Annotated in this window: 12 protein-coding genes; 7 read left to right on the forward strand and 5 right to left on the reverse strand. The window is 40.8% G+C overall.

What is annotated here, in order from left to right; genetic code table 11:
• Position 1: 1 nt before the first annotated feature.
• Positions 2-655 carry a putative polyvalent protein kinase domain-containing protein gene (locus IPI15_RS06015; RefSeq protein ID WP_287419572.1) on the reverse strand — a complete coding sequence of 218 codons (654 nt, stop codon included), beginning with the start codon at positions 653-655 and terminating at the stop codon, positions 2-4.
• A gap of 458 nt (positions 656-1113) precedes the next feature.
• Complete coding sequence (locus IPI15_RS06020; protein WP_287419574.1) at positions 1114-1581, reverse strand: hypothetical protein; 468 nt, start codon at positions 1579-1581, stop codon at positions 1114-1116.
• A gap of 571 nt (positions 1582-2152) precedes the next feature.
• On the opposite strand from IPI15_RS06020, the gene IPI15_RS06025 reads away from it, so the two are divergent.
• Entirely contained in the window at positions 2153-3013 is an 861-nt protein-coding gene (locus IPI15_RS06025) for an endonuclease/exonuclease/phosphatase family protein (RefSeq protein ID WP_287419575.1), read from the forward strand.
• Positions 3014-3687: 674 nt separating this feature from the next.
• Here IPI15_RS06025 and IPI15_RS06030 read toward each other — a convergent pair.
• The 3 genes from IPI15_RS06030 to tsaE all read right to left on the reverse strand — a co-directional run bounded on the left by IPI15_RS06030 (position 3688) and on the right by tsaE (position 6120).
• Entirely contained in the window at positions 3688-4308 is a 621-nt protein-coding gene (locus tag IPI15_RS06030) for a Crp/Fnr family transcriptional regulator (protein WP_287419577.1), read from the reverse strand.
• A gap of 156 nt (positions 4309-4464) precedes the next feature.
• Complete coding sequence (locus IPI15_RS06035; RefSeq protein WP_287404711.1) at positions 4465-5667, reverse strand: alanine dehydrogenase; 1203 nt, start codon at positions 5665-5667, stop codon at positions 4465-4467.
• A 12-nt stretch (positions 5668-5679) separates the two neighbouring features.
• Entirely contained in the window at positions 5680-6120 is a 441-nt protein-coding gene (gene tsaE, locus IPI15_RS06040; RefSeq protein ID WP_287419579.1) for a tRNA (adenosine(37)-N6)-threonylcarbamoyltransferase complex ATPase subunit type 1 TsaE, read from the reverse strand.
• A 133-nt stretch (positions 6121-6253) separates the two neighbouring features.
• Here tsaE and IPI15_RS06045 point away from each other — a divergent pair, with 133 nt between their 5' ends.
• From IPI15_RS06045 to IPI15_RS06070, 6 genes are all read left to right on the forward strand, one after another.
• Positions 6254-7711 carry a CoA-acylating methylmalonate-semialdehyde dehydrogenase gene (locus tag IPI15_RS06045; protein WP_287404707.1) on the forward strand — a complete coding sequence of 486 codons (1458 nt, stop codon included), beginning with the start codon at positions 6254-6256 and terminating at the stop codon, positions 7709-7711.
• A 380-nt stretch (positions 7712-8091) separates the two neighbouring features.
• Positions 8092-9438 carry an aminotransferase class III-fold pyridoxal phosphate-dependent enzyme gene (locus tag IPI15_RS06050; protein ID WP_287404704.1) on the forward strand — a complete coding sequence of 449 codons (1347 nt, stop codon included), beginning with the start codon at positions 8092-8094 and terminating at the stop codon, positions 9436-9438.
• Positions 9439-9448: 10 nt separating this feature from the next.
• Positions 9449-10909: an NCS1 family nucleobase:cation symporter gene (locus IPI15_RS06055; protein ID WP_287419581.1), complete on the forward strand. Its 1461-nt coding sequence runs from the start codon at positions 9449-9451 to the stop codon at positions 10907-10909.
• Complete coding sequence (gene hydA / locus IPI15_RS06060; RefSeq protein ID WP_287404698.1) at positions 10906-12300, forward strand: dihydropyrimidinase; 1395 nt, start codon at positions 10906-10908, stop codon at positions 12298-12300. Before IPI15_RS06055 ends, hydA begins: the two co-directional genes overlap by 4 nt.
• A 632-nt stretch (positions 12301-12932) precedes the next feature.
• Positions 12933-13799, forward strand: coding sequence for a nitrilase-related carbon-nitrogen hydrolase (locus IPI15_RS06065; RefSeq protein ID WP_287419583.1), 867 nt, complete (start codon positions 12933-12935; stop codon positions 13797-13799).
• Between the two features lie 134 nt (positions 13800-13933).
• Positions 13934-15283, forward strand: coding sequence for an NAD(P)-dependent oxidoreductase (locus IPI15_RS06070; RefSeq protein WP_287419584.1), 1350 nt, complete (start codon positions 13934-13936; stop codon positions 15281-15283).
• Positions 15284-15814 lie beyond the last annotated feature (531 nt).

The raw sequence follows: 15814 nt of genomic DNA on the forward strand, positions 1-15814 counted from the left end.
TTTATTGGTGCGCGCGACTCACAATTATCGGATCAATAAAAGCGAGAATTCCATTATTCGCCATCATCACATTTGCGGGTTTGTAGTCATGGATTTTGTATTTTCCATTTGACCAAAATCCAAATCGTTCTTTAATGAATTGATTGTTTTGAAACCATGAGTTGATCTCTTCTTCTGTGGCATATCTTTCTGCCGTGACGTATTGTTGCCTGAGAATGATAGCTACATTGCCATAGACATCATGGGCAAATCCAAGGACTTCGTATTCCAACGCAGGGAATAATTCTCCCTGTGCTATCAAACCGTCAAACAAAGCGTCAATCCCTGCTTCTGAATCCGCAGAATAGGTCATTCTGTTGAACTTTATGACGGTAGCCGGTTCAGAAGGATTTTGATAAACTTTGTTTTCACCACCTTCACCGACGTCTTCACCTCTTAAGTTGGAAGTATCTTCTATCCAAACACCGTTTTTCTTCGCTTCATTTTCTAAGGCAGATATTAACTTTTCTCTTGACCAATTTGTGCCAAACGGATCCTTCTGGGCTTTCACTTGCTGCGGTGTAGGCGGCTTCGATTGTTTCAAATATAGCCTGAGCCTTTCCTGTTCCTCCCAAAATGGTGCGAAGTCGTGTTTCTTTTTCTGTTCTTCCGTCATTATTGGTCTCTTTCACATTTAATTTTATTACCCAAATTTAGGCGTTATTGAAGATAGGTTTATGATAAATTCAATCAAAGATAATTAGTTAAATTGTAGCAAAAAAATGGTTCACGCAAAGAAAGGAAGAAGCGCGAAGAACGCTAAGTCAAAATCAACCATTTTTCTTTTAGTCAGCAAAATTGTATAATCTCTAATCTAACTTTTAAGTAGCATTTGACTATTTGCCATATCTCTCTGTGCACTTTGCGTGTCCTCCCTTGGCGCCTTTGCGTGAACCAAAAAATTAAGTTCACGCAAAGAGCGGCAGTCATCATCAACCATTTTGTTTTAGTAAGCAATTGTATAATCTAGAATCTAACTTTGAGTAGCATTTGACTATTTGCCATATCGCGCCTTTGCGTGCCTCCCTTGCGTCTTTTGCGTGAACCCAAAAACCGGATCCTTTTTTTACCTGTCTATTTGTATTGTAGGCATCCACAATATTCCCCCCATCTGCAGCCTTCAGGATTTCCTGAGCAAAAATCAAAACCGACCATTCCGTATTCCATATACATGAAATCCTCATCCAATATGTCGATCAATAGCTCGTATTGAAATTTTAGCGGAACTTCTTTGGGAAAATGCACATCGGCATTCCATGTCTTCAACAGTTTTATGTACTGTGGTATAACTGCTTTCATATCGGCATCCGAAAGCTGCTCAGATGGAGGAAAGTCCTCCTTCTTCATACCGCAAAAACTACCTAATGGCTGAAAGCCCAAAGGTCTGGTTACGAAATTTTCTACTTCTTCCATTTCTTCCTCGAAGGTCATTACTCTATGAGGAGTTTTCTCCTTTGGTCGAAATGCATTTTGAATGTCGCTGATGAGGTGCGGGATGTAAGGATGCAAAGTTGGTCTGATTGGTGTTTGTTTGTTTTTCATTTGTTTGTTTGTTTATAAGCGCGTTGGTGTGTTTGCATTTTGGCGCTTGTGGTTATTAAAAAGTTTATTTGTTACTTGGTCTTTAGACTTTAGGTCGTTTCACTTTAGTCTTTGGTATGGTACGCAGCAATATTATTCTTCGCCACTGTTCGCCGTTCGCTTCTCGCCGTTCGCCACATTCTTTAGTCTTTAGTTATTAAGCAGAAAAGTCTATTCATAACAAACTGGTGCACTTCATATTTGGGTCGCTGCGCTTTAGACTTTAGTGCGCTTCACTTTAGTCTTTGGCATCTTACGCAGAAATATTTATTTTCCGCCACTGTTCGCTGTTCACTCTCGTGTTCTAGTAAGAAAGCAATCGTAAAAATAAAGTGTTTCATATTATTTAATTTAATAGTTACAAATAGAATTTTACCTGTACCGGAATACAAGAAATAATAAGTGTGTGGTGTGTGTTAAATTAAAAGGTGTTTGTCTCGGGCTCTAAGAATTAATTTAAAGTTTGAATTCAAATATAAATTAATTATTTCGAAAAGGTCAATAAATATTTTATTTATTTTCAAATTAAATCTTGCATTTTTGCAAAATGGTGTTCTCGGGAATAAGAATCGTCTTTTTAATATTCATTGTATCAATTTATACTTTACCTGCTACCTTTTCACAATCTTCCATTCGCATCGTTTCCTGGAATCTTAAAGACTTTGGACAATCCAAATCCGATGAAGAGATTTTATTTATAGCAAAAACAATTAAGGATTTTGACATTGTAATGATCCAGGAAGTGGTGGCACAACATCCGGGCGGGGCACAGGCTGTAGGGAGGTTAGCTGAAGCTCTAAATAGAATGGGTGCCCGGTGGGATTATCGGATCAGCGACATGACAAGTGGAGAGAATTCTTACAAAAGAGAACGATATGCATTTCTATGGAAACCATCAAGAATAAAACTCATCGGACGACCTTGGTTAGAAAGACAATATAATATGGAGATCGACCGGGAACCATTTTTTGCAACATTTAATAAAGATGGAAAAGAATTTACCTTGGTTAATTTTCATGCAATAACAAAGAGTAAACAACCCGAAACGGAGATCAAATATTTCAAGTATTTACCTGCTGAATATCCTAATTTAAATCTAATTTTCTGCGGTGATTTTAATTGTCCACAAAGTCATACTGTTTTTAATCCTTTGCGCAAGATGGGCTACTTGCCGGCTTTGGTGGACCAGCGGACTAGTCTCAGACAGCAGTGCCTGAGTGATGGTTGCCTGGCATCGGAATATGATAATGTGTGGTATGATAAAAGTAAAGTCATCAAAATAGATGCAGGAATTATTCATTTTTATTTAGGTTTTACAGACATTAAAGAAGCGGGAAAGGTGAGTGATCATGTGCCGGTAGTGTTTGAGTTTGAAGTGAAGGAGGATGAGTAATGGGTAATGGGTAATGGGTAATGGGTAATGGCGCAAAGAGTTCAATTCTTCACAAGTGCAGCGCTCTTGATTGAAAACTCAGGCAATCATTGAAATTAATTAATCAGTGTAATCATCATAATCATTTAAATCAGTGGTTCAGACAAATGGGTAATGGGTAATGGGTAATGGGCTGTGAATTAGACTCTTGCAATTAAGAAAATCTTGGAATGGCAGAAAGGTCTCAGTCAATCATTGAACAGTGAAAAGGATTTAATTAAGAATTAGGGAATAAATAATCACACCATCATATACCACTGCTCATCTTGAGGTCATTCAATTTAATTTCAAACTTCCAACTTAAAACAAAAAACATTTAAATCAGTGGTTCAGACAAAAAAAGTAATGCTTCCTATGGTTGCCCAACGGAAGCATTAGCTTATAAAATGAAAGTGTGTGTAAATGTGATATTTTTAAAATCAGCTAGTCTATTAGAATATGCTGAACTTATTTTATTGTAAATCGCATGCAAAGATAGCACCACATTCTTCGTTGATAACATTTTCTCCAAAATTAATTTGAGAATAAATACAAATTAGTGGAGAATTTATTTTTTAAAATGTTGACATTCATTCGTTTGAGATAGACAAATGCCAAATTTCACACAAGTTGAATTTTAATTTATTTGACTTATGTCAAACTTTTTTTGCTTTTAATCCTCTGACACGACTTAAAGTCTCGAGTTTTATACCCAAAAATGAGGCGATATACTTCAAAGGGATTCTGTTAGAAAGTTGACTATACGTTTCCAGAAAAAATTTATATTTCTTATCTGCACTTTTCAATCGGGCGATGAGTGCCCTTACCTCAGCATCTGAATAATATTTTTCGAAAATCTTCCGTGCCAAAATATTTGTTTCCGGATGTAAATCAAACATTTCATGCATAGCCGTGTGTGACATAGCCATTAAACTACAATCCTCTATGGCTTGCATATTTTCAATACTCGGTACCTGATTTATAAAACTGTAAATGGCTGCCACCATTTCATTCTCAATGGTGATCCAGGTCGTGCTGTCCTTATCATCCTCTTTTATATAACCCCTTACGGCACCTTGCAAAACAAAAAACACCTGTTCACAGATTTCGCCAGAATGATGCAATATCTTTCCTTTTGCGAGTTTAATAGGATGAAGGTTTTTAATTAGATAGTTTTCAGCTCCTTTACTTATTGGGCTAATAGTGTTGAATATAAATAATAGTGGGTTAGCTTCTTCCCGTGTAATAGATATTGATTTTTCAATTAGTTTGTTCAATTGTTTTTAATAATTTAAATTCATCGAAATTGGTTGATTTGCTGCACTCAATAATCTAAGTTTCACCACCTCACTTTCGTTGGTCGGGCAAGCTTCTGACTTCTGACTTCTGTCTTCTAATTTCTAAATTATCTTGATTAATAGCTAAAATACTAATCAAAAAGTCGATGTAATTAACAAGTCCAAATCAGTATATTTTATTCCAAATCTCGTGGATAAATATAAATTAGTCAGACAACCCTTATATGTGTAAACACCATTACGCAAGTTGATGTGACTAAATAACACATTTTCAATACTTCCGGCACTGCCGGCCTTAGCCAGGATGGGTGTGATGATATTACTGATGGCGATGGATGCAGTCCGTGGAACTTTCGAAGCTATATTGGGTACACAATAATGAATGACGCCATATTTTTCAAAAGTTGGATTTTCAAGTGTCGTCACTTCAGAAGTTTCGAAACACCCTCCCTGATCTATACTTACATCGATGATGACTGATCCCGGTTTCATTTTAGATACCATTTCTTCGCTTACAATAAGCTGAGTTCTTCCGGCTTTAGAATGCACCGCCCCGATAGCCACATCAGCATCCTGTAGTGCATTCATGAGGTAAGTAGGATTGATGGAAGAAGTATAAAGTCTTTGGCCAACTCTTGCTTGAAGTCGCATGAGTTTGTAGATATTATTGTCAAATACATAGACACCTGCACCCAGTCCCATAGCTGTTCTGGTAGCATATTCTGCCACGACACCACCACCGAGAATTACTACTTTCGCCGGGGGAACACCTGAAATTCCTCCTAATAAAACGCCCGTTCCACCTGAAGTAGCTGTTAATAGATCGGCCGCAGTGAGGATGGCGCTAATACCAGCTAATTCACTCAGGATTCGCACTAATGGAAAAGAACCATCATCGTCTTTCATGTATTCCATGGCAAGAGCGATGACCCTTTTTTGTCTTAATTTATTGATGTAATCACTCGAAATAAGTGGTATTTGTAGAGGAGATATCAGGATCTGATTGGGATGGAAATAATTAATCTCGTCTAAGGTAGGGGGTGCTACTTTAAGAATAACATCACATTTAAATACTTCTTCTTTAGAATAAACAATATCTGCACCTGCTTCACCATATTCATGATCTGTAAAATGCGATTTTGTGCCGGCACCCATCTCTACCACCACCTTGTGATTATTGCCGACAAGATAAGCCACTGAGGCCGGAACAAGGGCAACCCTGTTCTCCAAAGGTACCGTTTCTTTAAGAATACCAATAGATAGATTCTTATGTTTATGCGGATGCTCCAACGTCTCCGTCTGCGTCAGGTGCTCTTCTTTAAATACCGGGATTGCCAAGTTTCGTTGATTTTAGTTTAAATATACAAATTTCCTCCAATGATTTTCTTTCACTTCGATCGTCATTCTTGTAAATGGTTCGACTACAATTGGTTCTATTAGTCCAGGCCACTCGATAAGAACCAGATTTTTGACATCATAAAGATAATCCTCGATGCCGCTTTGCAGAATCTCATCGATGGATCCGAAACGATAAAGATCCATGTGCACGATCTGATGATAACCATTGACAGGGCTGGCCAACGGATATTCATTGGATATGGAAAAAGTTGGGCTGGATGGTGTTAACATTGACCCCATCAAGGCTGCCAATGAAGACACGAAAGTGGTTTTGCCTGCTCCCATTGGGGCATCGATAAGTATTACATGATTTTTAAGCAACCCGGTCAAATGCTCTGCTATGGTTGAACCCAATTTATTCACGTCCGAAACAATAAAAGACTTATTTTCCAATGGTTTTCAAATAATTAATTAAAAAGTAAAGATAGTAAAGTGCCACAAACAGGTGAGGGAAATGTTTTGAACCCGGCTTTTTATAAAATAATTACTATTTTTAGTAAATTTTTGAAAAAGAACGTGCCGTTTTATGAAATATCCTCCTATTCAAAATTATATTGCCGGAAGCTTTGTAAGTGCCTCTATTGATACTGTCATGCCTGTCATTTCACCTTTAGATGGAACAATCCTGTCGACGGTTCCAATGTCTGCAATTAAAGATCTTGATCAGGCAGTAGAAGCTGCAAAAAAGGCATTTCCTTCCTGGAGCAACACACCTATAAAGGAACGTGTTCAAGTCTTCTTTAGATATAAAACGCTATTAGAAAAAAACCTCAAAATGCTTGCAGAGCTTTGCAGCGAAGAAAATGGTAAAACTTATAGTGAATCTGTTGCTGAAATAGAAAAATGTATTGAACTCACAGAATTTGCAACCTCTTTGCCTCAACTTATCTCCGGAGAATTACTTGAAGTAAGCAAAGGTGTAGAATGTCGAACAGAACATGTGCCCCTGGGCGTGGTCGCATCCATTGTACCATTTAATTTTCCTTCTATGGTGCCCAATTGGACCATTCCGAATGCCATTGCTTTGGGCAATTGCATGATCATGAAGCCTTCAGAAAAAGTGCCTTTGAGTTGCGGTATTCTGGCGCAGCTACTTAAAGAGGCCGGATTGCCGGATGGTGTTTTCAATATCGTGCATGGCGATACATCCATCGTGGAAGCCATTTGTGACCACCCTGACATCGAGGCTATTTCTTTTGTTGGTTCTACGAAGGTGGCGAAGATCGTTTATCGACGTGCTACACATAATTATAAACGCTGTATCGCTCTTGGTGGTGCAAAAAATCACCTAATGGTCTTACCGGACGCCATTCCCGATATGACAGCACAGAATGTTGCTGCATCTATGTCAGGCTGTGCCGGTCAGCGCTGTATGGCAGCATCTGCAATGATCGGAGTGGGCAATATAGACCCCATTGTCTCAAAAATATGCGATGAAGCAAGGAAGATCATTCCAGGTGTAAATCTGGGTGCTGTGATCAATCAAGAATCAAAAGAGCGAATAGAAAAGTATATCGCCCAAGCTGAAGCTGATGGCGCCAAAATACTGGTGGATGGGCGGAATACCGTCGTCGAGGGCAAAGAAAACGGAACCTATGTCGGACCGACTGTCATAGATCATGTGCGCCCCGAAATGAGTGTCGCCACGGAAGAAATATTCGGACCCGTCATCTCCATCATGCGCACCAATACTGTAGATGAAGCATTAGCTATAGAAAATGCAAGTCCGTACGGAAATGCAGCAAGCGTCTTTACTCAAAATGGCGGCATGGCCAGATACATCATCGAACATGCCAGTGCCGGGATGATCGGAGTGAATGTAGGTGTGCCGGTCCCAAGAGAACCATTTAGCTTTGGTGGTTGGAATGAAAGTAAGTTCGGTGTGGGAGACATCACCGGTAAAAGCTCAATTGAATTCTGGACAAAGTTGAAGAAAAGTACCATCAAGTGGAATGCGGAAGCAGGGGTAAACTGGATGAGTTGACATCTGACGAAGTCAGATGAATGTTGAATTTTGGATGTTGAATTTTGAATGAAGCACAGAATAAACATTTGCGTGATTTTTAAAAGTTATGCAGAGAAGGGAGAGATGGGTAATGGGTAATGGGTAATGGGTAATGGGTAATGGGTAATGGGTAATTTGGAAAAAAAGCCTGAAGGGCTGACATTATTATAAAAAGACCTAATTAATGTAATATCAGAACCCCGAAGTTTGTGACATTATGACTATAGGAAAGGATGAAAGATAAATTGGAATACATCAAATTAATTTCTAACAAAAATACGCAAAGAACTTCCCCTCTTGAGGGGTCCGCAAAGCGGGGGGTGGCCCCCCAAACAAAAGCAATAATAACAAATCAAAAAATGAATCCAGAAACTAAAAACATAACCCAGGACATCCTTCAGGACAATATGGATCACACCATCTTCTCCTGGAGCAAACAAAAAGGACATAAACCACTGGCCATCGAAAGAGGTGAAGGTGTCTATCTCTATACATTTGATGGCGATCGGATATTAGATTTCAGCAGCGGGCTGATGAATGTCAATATTGGCCACGGTGATCAACGCATCACTGATGCAGTCGTCCGACAAATGCAGCAGATTTCCTATGTGACTCCAAGCTGCGTGACGAAAGTCAGAGGCGACCTTGGTAAAAAACTTGCTGAAATCTGTCCGGGAGATTTGAACAAGGCATTTTTCACACTTTGTGGAGCTACTTCCATTGAAAACGCGATCAAAGTAGCTCGACTCTATACTGGAAGACATAAAATTCTCAGCCGATATCAATCCTATCACGGATCCAGCAGTGGCGCCATGTCTGTTAGCGGAGATCCTCGTAAACTTCCTGTGGACAGTCAACAGTCACCTAACTTTGTGCATTTCGATATTCCGATCTCATATCGCTGGGAATATGGAGAAGCAACACTTCTAAAAGAATCTGTAGCCAACCTGGAAAGAATCATTGCCTATGAAGGTCCGGGAAACATCGCCGCTATCATGCTGGAAGGCGAAAGTGGTTCGTCGGGTTGTCTCAAGTATCCCGAAGGGTATCTCTTGGAGGTAAGAAGGTTATGCGACGAACATGGCATTTTACTTATCATGGATGAAGTAATGAGTGGATTCGGTAGAACGGGTAAATGGTTTGGTTTTGAAAATCACGGCATCATTCCGGACATGATCTGCATGGCAAAAGGGTTGACTTGTGGTTATCTCCCATTTGGATGTCTGATGATGACTGATAGAATTGCAGCAAAATTTGATGATGTAGTCATGGCCATTGGTCTTACTTATTCTGCGCATCCGGTGGCTTGTGCTGCAGCTCTTGAAACATTGAAAATATATAAAAATGATGGTTTAATCGACAATGCTGTAGCCATGGGGTCATATATGAATACTAGAATCGAGGAACTTAGATTGAAACATCCTTCTATTGGCGACTGGCGCAATACCGGGCTCTTAGGTTGTCTGGAATTGGTCAAAAATCGCAATACCAAAGAGCCAATGGCGCCTTATAATGCCAAGCCTGAGGAAATGGCCGTCATGAATAAAGTCGCAGCAAAACTTCGTGAATTGGGCATGTACACCTTCGTCCGATGGTCTTACATTTTCATTGCACCTCCTCTGATCATTACCAAAGAACAAATAGATGAAGGCCTTGCGATAATTAGTGAAGCATTGAAAATAGCAGATGAAGCAGTAACGACCTAAAATAGTAACATTGAGCGACGACCTTATCAAAAAAAACAACTCCCTTTATAGCGAAGACCTCGCTCCGGTGCCAGAAAGCAAACGAACATGGACGACTTGGAACTATGCGGCGCTTTGGATCAGTATGAGCCTTTGTATTCCGACCTATATGTTGGCGAGTTCGCTTATCGAAGGTGGCATGAATTGGTGGCAATCCATCCTGACGATCTTCCTGGGGAATGTCGTCGTCCTGATACCTATGATCCTCAATGGACATGCCGGCGCAAAATATGGCATTCCATTTCCTGTATTTGCCAGAGCTAGTTTCGGGACTATTGGAGCCAATATTCCAGCCATGTTGCGCGCTATTGTGGCTTGCGGATGGTTTGGTATTCAGACCTGGATCGGAGGATTTGCGATCTTCCAGATGATGCGTTTGTGGATTCCTTCTCTGGAAAACCTTCCTGCTATTTTCCCTGAATCCTGGGGTTTACAAACCGGCCCGGCCATTTGTTTTCTGTTGTTTTGGTTGTTAAATATGTATGTCGTCTATCTTGGGGTGGAGAGCATCCGAAAGTTATTGGTTTTTAAAGCGATTTTTTTGCCATTAGCGGCACTGGCCTTGCTTTTCTGGGCTATTTCTGCTGCGAATGGCTTGGGGCCAATCCTGCAAACTCCTTCAAAATTTACCAACAGTAGTGACTTTTTCGCCTTTTTCTTTCCTGCCTTGACCGGTATGGTGGGATTTTGGGCAACATTATCTTTGAATATACCTGATTTTACGAGATATGCCAAGTCACAAAAGGCCCAGATCAATGGCCAAATCATAGGACTGGCGCCATCGATGACCATGTTTGCCTTTGTAGGTGTGGTGGTGACATCGGCGACTACGATCGTTTTTGGAACAACCATCTGGGATCCGGTGGTTTTGGCAGCAAAATTTGAGAGTAAAATGCTTGTTAGTGTGGCAATGATCGCTGTGGCTATTTCTACCTTGGCCACCAATATTGCAGCCAACATCGTCAGTCCGGCAAACGATTTTGCAAATTTATCTCCTTCTAAAATCTCCTTTCGAACAGGTGGTTACATCACCGGCATTATCGGCATCATGATATTCCCATGGAAACTCATAGCAGATCCGAGTGGATATATTTTCACCTGGTTGGTTGGGTATTCTAGTTTACTAGGGCCTGTAGGAGGCATCATGATCGTGGATTATTATTTCATCAGAAAACAACAATTGGTTTTAAGGGACCTTTATGAAACCAAAGGAATTTATAGTTATTCAAGCGGGTTCAATAATAAGGCTGTGATTGCATTACTGTTGGGTATTCTCCCAAATGTGCCCGGTTTTTTATTGACCATTAAGGCAGTCAGTGATGACGTATTTCCGCATTGGATATCTGGCCTGTATCATTATGCATGGTTCGTAGGGTTATTCATCAGCGGAGGAATTTATTGGATTTTAATGCAAAAAAAGAAAACACCATGAGGACAATAATTCGCAATGGAAGAATCATTACTGCGAGTGATGATTACTCGGCCGACATTTACATAGAAGGTGAAAAAATCCACACAATAGGCACGAATCTAAACATGGTTGCCGATAAAGAAATTGATGCGCATGGGCTCCTGGTTATGCCTGGAGGAATAGATCCGCATGTCCACCTCGACATGCCTTTCATGGGTACTTACTCCAGTGACAATTATGAAACCGGCACCAGGGCAGCACTTCACGGTGGTACAACAATGGTCATCGATTTTGTTCTTCAGACACAAGGTAAAAGTCTTCAATCTGCCCTCGATGAATGGAAGGGCAGAAGCAATGGAAATGCTGTGGGAGATTACAGCTTTCACATGGCGGTAACGGACTTTAATGAGTCTACAAAAAAGGAAATCGCGCAAATAATTCTCGAAGAGGGTATTACTTCCTTCAAGACATTCATGGCTTACAAAGGGGCCCTCATGATCGACGATAGACAGATGATCGGCCTAATGCAGGAAGTCAAAAAACATGGTGGTCTCATCAATGTTCACGCTACGAATGGTGATATGATCGATTATCTCATCGCCAAACATCGTTCAGAAGGCAAGCTCAGTCCATTGTACCACTACCTTTCTCAGCCAGAAGTAACTGAGGCAGAAGCAAGTGGGAGATTTGCAGATATGGCTGACTACACAGGTTGTCGCGGATATATCGTACACCTGACTTGTGAGGGGGCACTCAATGCGGTTCGAAATTCCACTAAAAGAAATCAGCATGTGCACGTAGAGACTTGTATTCAATATTTGTTGCTAGATGCATCCTTGTATGAACAGAATTTTGAAGGGGCGAAATATGTCATGAGTCCTCCTCTCAGAAAAGAAAAGGATAGAGAGACACTTTGGGCAGGTATCAAGCAGGGCCTGGTCAATGTCGTCGCTACAGATCATTGTCCATTCATGTGGGAACAAAAGCTCATGGGTAAGGATGATTTTTCAAAAATACCGAATGGCCATCCTGCTATTGAACACAGAATGGAATTACTTTTTAGCGAGGGTGTGAACAAAGGCAGAATCTCGCTCAATAAATTTGTAGAGGTAGCCAGTACCAACGCTGCGATGATCTTCGGTATGTTTCCCGCCAAGGGCACGATCGCCGTGGGCAGTGATGCGGATATCTTAATATTTGATCCAAATGAAAAGCACACGATATCGGCGTCGAGCCATCACATGAATGTGGATTACAGCGCTTATGAGGGAATGGAATTGATTGGGAAAGTTAAGACGGTTTTACTCCGTGGGCAGGTAGCGATAGAAGGTGGTGAGTGTAAGTTGGAGAAAGGGTATGGGCGGTTTGTGAAAAGGAAAACGACTTCATCGGGTGATCGGGTGATCGGGTGATCGGGTGATCGGGTGATCGGGTGATTGGGTGATTGGGTGATAAGTGATAAGTGAATTAACTAAAAACCTGAAAGGTTGAAATTATTATAGAAAATGTAAATTTGAGAGTAATCAGAACTCCGAAGGCGGTGACATTATGAAAGAAATGTTGAATGTTGAATGTTGAATGTTGAATGTTGAATGTTAAATAGGGGCTGCTTAAACTCTGCGACCTTTGCGTGGTCTATCTTTGCGGTCTTTGCGTGAACCCAAAAGCAATAAAAATGGTTCACGCAAAGAGAGGAAGAAGCGCGAAGGACGCTAAGACAAATTCGTTAAAACTGATTTTCTAAGTAGGAAGATAGATCAGAAACCTGAAAGGTTGACATTATTATAGAAAATAAGAATTGGAAATATTTCAGAACCCCGAAGGTGGTGACATTATGCAAGATGAATGAAAAGGTGAGAAGGTGAGAAGGACGGGTCAATTCAAAGTATCGTGATCCGATTGATCAGAATGAAATTTTGTAAGAATAATTAAAAATATTGTATCTTTTCTAAAGTGAAGCCAATAGCCAATAGCTTCAAATTTAATTCAAAATAATCTTGGGGGTTATCCTAACTTCCAATTTCTAACTTCTAACTTTACAAATATGCCAAGAATAATAAAATCAGGTCTTATCCAAATGAGCCTCGGAATGACGGAAGGAGAAGGCTCCATCTCCGAGATCATGCAAGCCATGGAAGCGAAACACATTCCATTTATAGAGCAGGCCGGCGAACAGGGAGTGCAAATCCTCTGTCTCCAGGAGATCTTCAACACACCGTATTTCTGCACAGGACAAGATGCTGCCTGGTACGCATCCGCAGAAACTGTTCCCGGGCCGACGACCGAGCGCATGTCAGTGTATGCTAAAAAATACAATATGGTCATGATCGTGCCTGTGTATGAAATGGAACAAACCGGTGTTTACTACAATACTGCAGCCGTCATTGATGCCGATGGAACCTATCTCGGAAAATACCGCAAGACACACATCCCGCAAACAGGTGGATTTTGGGAGAAATTCTTCTTCAAACCCGGCAATTTAGGCTATCCGGTTTTTGAGACAAAATATGCTAAAGTGGGAGTTTACATCTGTTACGACCGCCACTTTCCGGAAGGAGCGAGATGCCTTGGATTGAATGGCGCCGAAATCGTTTATAATCCCTCTGCAACTACTGTCGGCCAATCACAATATCTTTGGAAAATAGAACAACCTGCACACGCTGTCGCCAATGCCTACTTTATGGGCTGCATCAATCGCGTCGGAACAGAAAAACCATGGAACTTGGGAAGATTTTATGGGACATCTTATTTTGTCAATCCTTTAGGTGAGATCACCGCAACCGCTTCTGAAGACAAGGATGAGTTGCTGGTTTCAGAATTCGACCTCGACCTCATTACACAGGTCAGAGGCAAATGGCAATTTTATCGAGATCGTCGACCGGAGATGTATGATGAAATTGTAGAGCCTTAAACAGTGATGGTAAAAGGTAGATGTTAGATGGTCGCCGAATTTATATCATATTTTAATTAAATTGGTTATTTTCATTTACTAATATGCTTTAAAGACAAAGACTTACTTTAGTCTAAAATCAACCAGAAAGAACTATGGCAATAAGAAACAACAGACTCTCGGAGACCGAATACCTTGATAACTTTCAGGATATTCATCCGCCATTTGAGACCAAAGATGCAGCGTTGGTAGAAGCCAATAGGTGTATATTTTGTTACGATGCACCTTGTATGAAATCCTGCCCCACATCCATCGACGTACCAAAATTTATCAAACAGATCGCCACGGACAATGTCAAAGGTTCTGCCCATACCATATTATCCTCCAATATCATGGGAGCAGGCTGCAGCAAGGTCTGTCCTGTAGAAAAACTGTGTGAAGGAGCGTGTGTGTATAATTTCATGCATGAGAAACCGATCCAGATCGCCCGTCTGCAGCGTTATTCCACGGAAAAAGCGATGGAACAAAATTGGCAATTATTTGACCGAAAGCCAAGTATTGGTAAAAAGGTTGCTATCGTGGGCGCCGGTCCGGCCGGTTTGAGCTGTGCACATGGATTGAGCCGCGAAGGCGTGGATGTGACGATCTTCGAAAAGGAAGAAAAAGGCGGTGGCCTCATGACGTACGGTATTGCAGCATATAAAGTTACTCCGGAGTTTTGTCAGGAAGAAGTGGATTATATTACTTCGATAGGTGGAATTGATATTAAATACGGAAAGGAATTGGGCATCAATATTTCTCTTGAAAAATTGCGGTCTGAATATGATGCGGTATATCTGGCCTATGGAGTCGGCCTGGCACGACAATTAAATATTCCGGGTGAAGATTTATCGGGAGTAGTCGATGCGCTCAAGTTTATTTATGACATCAGAAACGACGGATATAAATCTGTTTCTGTAGGTGATGAGGTCGTCGTGATCGGCATGGGTATGACAGCTATTGATGCTGCCACTCAGGCTAAGCGACTAGGTGCTGCCTCTGTAACAATGGTTTACCGCAGGACACAAGAAGAAATGCCCTGTACAGAACATGAGTTGAATATTGCAAAGTTGGACGGTTGCAAAATCATTTGGTTGGCGGCACCAATAGAAGTTATTGGAGAAAATGGGCACATAAAAGAAGTTGTTTTTGACGAAATGGGCCTCAGTGAGCCCGATGCTAGTGGCAGAAGAAGTCCAGTAAAAAACGGTTCAACTTTCAGCCTCAAAGCAGACATGCTAATCAAAGCCGCCGGTCAAATGCCCTTCGAAGCTCTAAATGACTCCATGTCTTTAGAGCACAATTATGGAAAAATTCTAGTTGAAAGCGGCTGTAAAACAAATATTCAGGGAGTATTCGCCGGTGGCGATAATGTGAATGGAGGACGAGAGGTGGTGGATGCGGTGCAGGCGGGGAAGGAGGCTGCGGCGGAGATGCTAAGGGAAATGTTGAAGGTTGAATGTTAGATGTTGAATGCTACTCCGATTTGGAGAAATGTTGGATGTTGGATGTTGAAGGTTGGATGTTGAATGCTACTCCGATTTTAAGGATTTATAAAATTGAGGCAGACTTCTCCATTTGTTAAATTAAAAAAAGCCTGAAGGGCTGACATTATTATAGAAAATAAGATTGTGATGGCAATCAGAACCCCGAAGGTGGTGACATTATGTGGAAAATGTTGGATGTTGAATGTTAGATGTTGAATGCTACTCCGATAGGGAGAAATGTTGGATGTTGAATGCTGAATGTTGAATGATACTCCGATTTGAAGGATTTAAAATTGGTTCAGACTTTTCCATTTGTTAACTTAAAAAAAGCCTGAAGGGCTGACATTATTATAGAAAATAAGATGGTGATGGCAATCAGAACCCCGAAGGTGGTGACATTTTGAATTCGAAATGTTGAAAGAAATGTGAGAAATTATAAATAGTGAATATCAAATACTCCCCTTGGCCCCCTTAAAAGGGGAAAAGCGGATGTATCAAATTTATTAGTAT

It is taken from the genome of Candidatus Brachybacter algidus (assembly GCF_016707225.1).
In the GTDB taxonomy this organism is placed as follows: Bacteria; Bacteroidota; Bacteroidia; order Chitinophagales; family Saprospiraceae; genus Parvibacillus; species Parvibacillus algidus.